Here is a 5,364-nt window from a genome sequence, read left to right on the forward strand (position 1 = left end):
CGGTGCGGCGGCAGTGGCCGCGTCCGTCGTGCGGACCGGGGTCACCAGGATGTCGATGCTGCCACCACAGGTCAGCCCCCCGGCGAAGGTGTCCTCCGCTTCCCCGAGGCCGGTGAGATCGTCGTCGCCGGGGCCGAAGCGCCGCCGTACGGTCCTGCCGTCCCGCAGGGCGTCCCGGCACAGTTCGTACACCGCGGCCTCCACACAGCCGCCGGAGACCGAGCCGATCGCCCGGCCCTCGCCGTCCACCGCCAGTGCGGCGCCCGGCTGTCTCGGGGCGCTGCCGTCGACGGCGACCACGGTGGCGACGGCGAAGGCGCGGCCCTGCCCGACCCACCGGTGCAGTTCCTCGGCGATGTCCAGCACTGTCGGTCTCCTCACGGGTGTACGGGGCCGGGTCGAGGCGGCTGCCGGGGCGTCGGTGATGGATCGGGCGGACTCAGGTGCCGGTGAGGTGTTCGGGGCGGACCGGCTCAGGTGCCGGTGAGGTGTTCGGGGCGTACCGGTGTTCTGTTCAGCTCAAGCCCGGTCGCGTCGCGGATGGCCGCGAGGACCGCAGGGGTGGACGACAGGGTGGGCGCCTCGCCGACGCCCCGGAGCCCGTAGGGGGCGTGCTCGTCGGCGAGTTCGAGCACCTCGACGGGGATGGCCGGGGTGTCGAGGATGGTGGGGATCAGATAGTCCGTGAAGGACGGGTTGCGCACCTTCGCGGTCGCCGGGTCGATCACGATCTCCTCCATGACCGCCATGCCGAGTCCCTGGGTGGTGCCGCCCTGGATCTGGCCGACGACGGACAGCGGGTTGAGCGCCTTGCCGACGTCCTGGGCACAGGCCAGTTCGACCACCTTGACCAGACCCAGTTCGGTGTCGACCTCCACCACCGCGCGGTGGGCGGCGAATGAGTACTGGACATGGCCGTTGCCCTGGCCGGTGACCGGGTCGAAGGGCTCGGTGGGCCGGTGCCGCCACTCCCGCTCGGCCTCGATGACCTCGTCCCCCAGGACATCGGCCAGTACGGCGAGGACCTCACCGCCGTCCGTGACCACCTTGCCGTCCTCCAGGAGCAGTTCGGCGGTGGCCCAGGCGGGGTGGTACGAGCCGAAGGCGCGGCGGCCCCGCTCCAGGACCTGCTCGCGCACCGCCTGGCAGGCCGCTCTGATCGCACCGCCGGTGACATAGGTCTGGCGGGAGGCGGAGGTGGAGCCGGCGGAGCCGACGCGGGTGTCGGCCGGCTGGATGGTGACCTGGGTGACGCCCAGTTCGGTCCGGGCGATCTGGGCGTGGACGGTGACCCCGCCCTGGCCGACCTCGGCCATCGCGGTGTGCACGGTCACCACCGGCTCCCCGCCGACGGCCGCCATCCGCACCCGGGCCGTGGAGTAGTCGTCGAAGCCCTCGGAGAAGCCGACGTTCTTGATGCCGACCGCGTAGCCGACGCCCCGCACGACGCCTTCGCCGTGGGTGGTGTTGGACAGTCCGCCCGGCAGCGCCCGGATGTCCGCTTCGCCTCCGGCGGTCTCCCACTGGCGCTCGGGCGGCAGCGGACGGGCCTTGACCCGGCGCAGCAGTTCGGCGACGGGGGCCGGGGAGTCGACCGGCTGTCCCGTGGGCATGACCGTGCCCTGTTCCATGGCGTTGCGCTGCCTGAACTCCACCGGGTCCAGGCCCAGTTCGGCCGCGACCCGGTCCATCTGGGCCTCGTAGGCGAAACACGCCTGGACCGCGCCGAAGCCGCGCATCGCGCCGCAGGGCGGGTTGTTGGTGTAGAGCGCGACGACCTCGATGTCGACGTTGTCGACGGCGTAGGGCCCGGCGCCCAGGGAGGCGGCGTTGCCGGTGACGGCCGGGGAGGTGGAGGCGTACGCGCCGCCGTCGAGGACGATCCGGCACTTCAGATGGGTGAGCCTGCCGTCGCGGGTGGCGCCGTGCTCGTAGAACAGCTTCGCCGGGTGGCGGTGGACATGGCCGAAGAACGACTCGAACCTGTTGTAGACCATCTTGACCGGCCTGCCGGTGCGCAGGGCGAGCAGACAGGCGTGGATCTGCATGGAGAGATCCTCCCGGCCGCCGAACGCGCCGCCCACGCCGGAGAGCGTCATCCGAACCTTGTCCTCGGGCAGGCCGAGGACGGGGGCGATCTGGCGGCGGTCGGCGTGCAGCCACTGCGTCGCCACGTACAGCTCCACCCCGCCGTCGTCGCAGGGGATGGCGAGTCCGGACTCGGGCCCGAGGAAAGCCTGGTCCTGCATGCCGAAGACGTACTCGCCGCGGACGATCACATCGGCGCGCGAGGCAGCGGCGGCGGCGTCGCCGCGGATGATCGGCTGACGGTGCACGATGTTCGGATGGGGGACCCGGGCCGCGTACTCGTCGGTGCGGTGCTCATGGACCAGGACGGCGCCGGGGGCGGTGGCGGACGCCTCGTCGGTGATCAGCGGCAGTTCGGCGTAGTCGATCCGGATCTTCGCGGCGGCGCGGCGCGCGGTCTCCGGGTGGTCGGCGGCGACGAGGGCGACCGGCTCGCCGTGGTGGCGGACCTTGCGGTGGGCGAGTGCCGGGGTGTCCCGGATCTCCAGACCGTAGTTCTTCTCCTCGGCGGGCAGGTCGTCGTGGGTGAGGACCGCGCGGACGCCGGGGACGGCGAGCGCCTCGGTGATGTCGATGGACCGGATCTCGGCGTGGGCGACGGTGGAGCGCAGCGTATGGCCCCAGAGCATGTCCTCGTGCCACATGTCGGAGCCGTACGCGAACTCCCCGGTGACCTTGAGTGTGCCGTCGGGGCGGAGGGTGGACTCGCCGATGCCGCCCCTGGCGGTGGTTCCCTGGGTGAGGCCGGACGGGGTGCCGGTGGTGGGCATCAGAGCGCTTCCTCCTGGCGGGCGGCGGCGAGGCGGACGGCGTCGAGGATCTTCTCGTAGCCGGTGCAGCGGCAGAGGTTTCCGGACAGCGCCTCCCGGATGTCGGCGTCGGACGGCTGGGCGTTGCGCTCCAGCAGTTCGTCGGCCGCGACCAGCAGTCCGGGGGTGCAGAAGCCGCACTGGACGGCCCCGGCGTCGATGAACGCCTGCTGGACGGGAGAGAGCGGGGCATCCTCTCCGGTGTACGCGTCGCTCCCGCGCGGGCCGGGCCGGAGCCCGTCGCTGTCCGGGGTGGCGGTACCGGGCGGAGTGCCGGTGCCTGCTCCTGCCTGGCTGCCCGCGCCGGTGCCGGTGCCGGTGCCGGTGCCCACCGGCGTACCCGGGCCGCCGTCCGGGGTCCACCCGCGGGCGTCGGCGAGCGGGGTGCCGCACGAGCCGTCGGCGCACCCGCCCGCCCGTCGCCGGGCGTACTCGGCGAGGCCCTCGACGGTCACGATGTCCCGGCCCTCGGCCTGTCCCGCCGCGACGAGACAGGAGCAGACGGGGACCCCGTCGAGACGGACGGTGCAGGAGCCGCACTCGCCCTGCTCGCACGCGTTCTTGGAGCCCGGGAGCCCCAGGCGCTCCCGCAGGACGTAGAGCAGGCTCTCGCCCTCCCAGACGTCGTCGGCCTGCTGTGGGCGGCCGTTGACGGTGAGGTTCACCCGCACTGTGCGCTCCTCTCACGGCCCCGGTAGGCGTCCCAGGTCCAGGTCAGGGTCCGGCGCGCCATGATCCCGACGGCGTGCCTCCGGTAGCCCGCGGTGCCGCGGACATCGTCGATGGGGTTGCAGTCGCCGGACGCCAGCTGCGCGAACTGCCGGGCGACCGACGGCGGGACGGCCCGCCCGCTGTCCCAGTAGCCGCCCTCGTCCAGCGCGGCGGTGAGGAACTGCTCGGCGGTCGTCGCCCGGACGGGGGTCGGGGCGGCGGAGCCGATGCCGGTGCGGACCGTGCGGCTGCCGGGGTGCAGGGCGATGCCGAAGGCACAGACCGCGATCACCATCGCGTTGCGGGTGCCGACCTTGGAGAACTGCTGCGGCCCGTCGGCTCTGGCGATGTGGACGGCTCTGATCAGCTCGTCGGCGGCCAGGGCGTTGCGCTTCACCCCCGTGAAGAAGGCGTCGATGGGGATGCGGCGGCTGCCCCGCACGGACGCGACCTCCACCTCGGCGCCCGCCGCGAGCAGCGCCGGGTGCGCGTCACCGGCCGGGGACGCGGTGCCGAGGTTGCCGCCGACACAGCCTCGGTTGCGGATCTGCGGCGATGCCACCGTGTGCGAGGCGAGGGCGAGACCCGGCAGTTCGGTGCGCAGCTCCTCCATGATGCGGGTGTACGGGACCGACGCGCCGAGCCGGACGGTGTCCGGGCCGACCTCCCACTCGCCCAGTTCACCGATGCGGTTGAGATCCATGAGGAAGTCGGGCCGGCGGTGGTCGAAGTTGATCTCGACCATCACATCGGTGCCGCCCGCGATGGGCACGGCGGTGGGGTGCTCGGCCTTGGCTGCGAGTGCCTCGTCCCAGTCGGCGGGGCGAAGGAAGTCCATGAGTGGCTCTCTTCTCGGGAATCGCGTCGGCTCTCGGGGTGCGCACCGGCCGACCGGGGCGGTCGCTGTGCACACGGCATGGCACCAGTACACAAGCGGGCACTGCGCCCGGTGCAGTCACCGAAACCATGAAGGGGTTGGCTGGTCGCCTCCGATGTCTTGTAGATTCCAACGAAGGGCGGGGGCGGTACGTCACTGTTCTCCCCCGGGAACCATGGAACGCCCGGTCACGTGCCACCGGCAACAACGAGACAGATCGGCGGCGACGAGATGCGGCTGCGCGCACTGCTGGAGAACGACGCGCTGGGGCTGCGGCTGCTCGGTGGCGGGGATGAGCTTGACCGCGCCGTGCGCGGGGTGATGACGACGGATCTGCGCGACCCCAGCCGCTATCTCTCGGGCGGCGAGCTGGTACTGACGGGTCTGGCGTGGCGTCGCTCGGCCGCGGACTCCGAGCCGTTCGTACGGCTGCTGGCTGCCGCGCGGGTCGCCGCGCTGGCGGCCGGCGAGGCGGAGCTGGGGGACATTCCGGATGATCTCGTAGCGGCGTGTTCTCGCCATCGGCTGCCGCTGTTCGCGGTCAACGAGTCCGTTGCGTTCGCGACGATCACCGAGTACGTCGTACGCCGGGTGTCCGGCGAGCGGGCCGGTGATCTGGCCGCCGTGGTGGACCGGCACCGCTGGCTGATGACCTCGGGTCCGGCGGGCGGCGGCCCGGACGCGGTCCTCGATCTCCTCTGCTCCGACCTCGATCTGCGTGCCTGGGTGCTCTCCCCCACCGGCCGCCGGATCGCGGGCGCGGACGACCCGCCGTCCGCCGCCGTGACCGCCGCGCTGGCCGCTGGACATCTGGCGGCGAGCAGGGCCGGCCGGCGCCCGCCGTACCGGGTGACGGCGGGCGGGACGGTGCACTCCCTC

5 protein-coding genes are annotated in these 5,364 nt (G+C 72.9%); 1 reads left to right on the forward strand and 4 read right to left on the reverse strand.

The genetic code is table 11. The annotated features are described in order from the left end of the window. From ACWF94_RS32390 to ACWF94_RS32405, 4 genes are all read right to left on the reverse strand, one after another. The coding region (locus tag ACWF94_RS32390; protein WP_453496675.1) for an XdhC family protein at positions 1–366 on the reverse strand (366 nt) is incomplete at its 3' end. A 107-nt stretch (positions 367–473) separates the two neighbouring features. Beyond that, positions 474–2,858, reverse strand: a complete 2,385-nt coding sequence (gene pucD / locus ACWF94_RS32395) for a xanthine dehydrogenase subunit D (RefSeq protein WP_453496678.1) — start codon at positions 2,856–2,858, stop codon at positions 474–476. Beyond that, positions 2,858–3,568, reverse strand: coding sequence for a (2Fe-2S)-binding protein (locus ACWF94_RS32400; protein ID WP_453496680.1), 711 nt, complete (start codon positions 3,566–3,568; stop codon positions 2,858–2,860). The genes pucD and ACWF94_RS32400 overlap by 1 nt, the downstream gene beginning before the upstream one ends. After that, entirely contained in the window at positions 3,559–4,446 is an 888-nt protein-coding gene (locus ACWF94_RS32405) for an FAD binding domain-containing protein (protein ID WP_453496683.1), read from the reverse strand. The genes ACWF94_RS32400 and ACWF94_RS32405 overlap by 10 nt, the downstream gene beginning before the upstream one ends. 270 nt (positions 4,447–4,716) lie before the next feature. Here ACWF94_RS32405 and ACWF94_RS32410 point away from each other — a divergent pair. Continuing rightward, positions 4,717–5,364: PucR family transcriptional regulator ligand-binding domain-containing protein (locus ACWF94_RS32410; RefSeq protein ID WP_453496686.1), on the forward strand; the 648-nt coding region annotated here is incomplete at its 3' end.

The sequence above is a fragment of the Streptomyces sp. NPDC055078 genome, from assembly GCF_053607985.1.

Bases quoted from the DNA above. Each gene is read 5' to 3' on its own strand.
- pucD (WP_453496678.1), bottom strand. From the start codon at position 2,858: ATGCCCACCACCGGCACCCCGTCCGGCCTCACCCAGGGAACCACCGCC.
- ACWF94_RS32405 (WP_453496683.1), bottom strand. From the start codon at position 4,446: ATGGACTTCCTTCGCCCCGCCGACTGGGACGAGGCACTCGCAGCCAAG.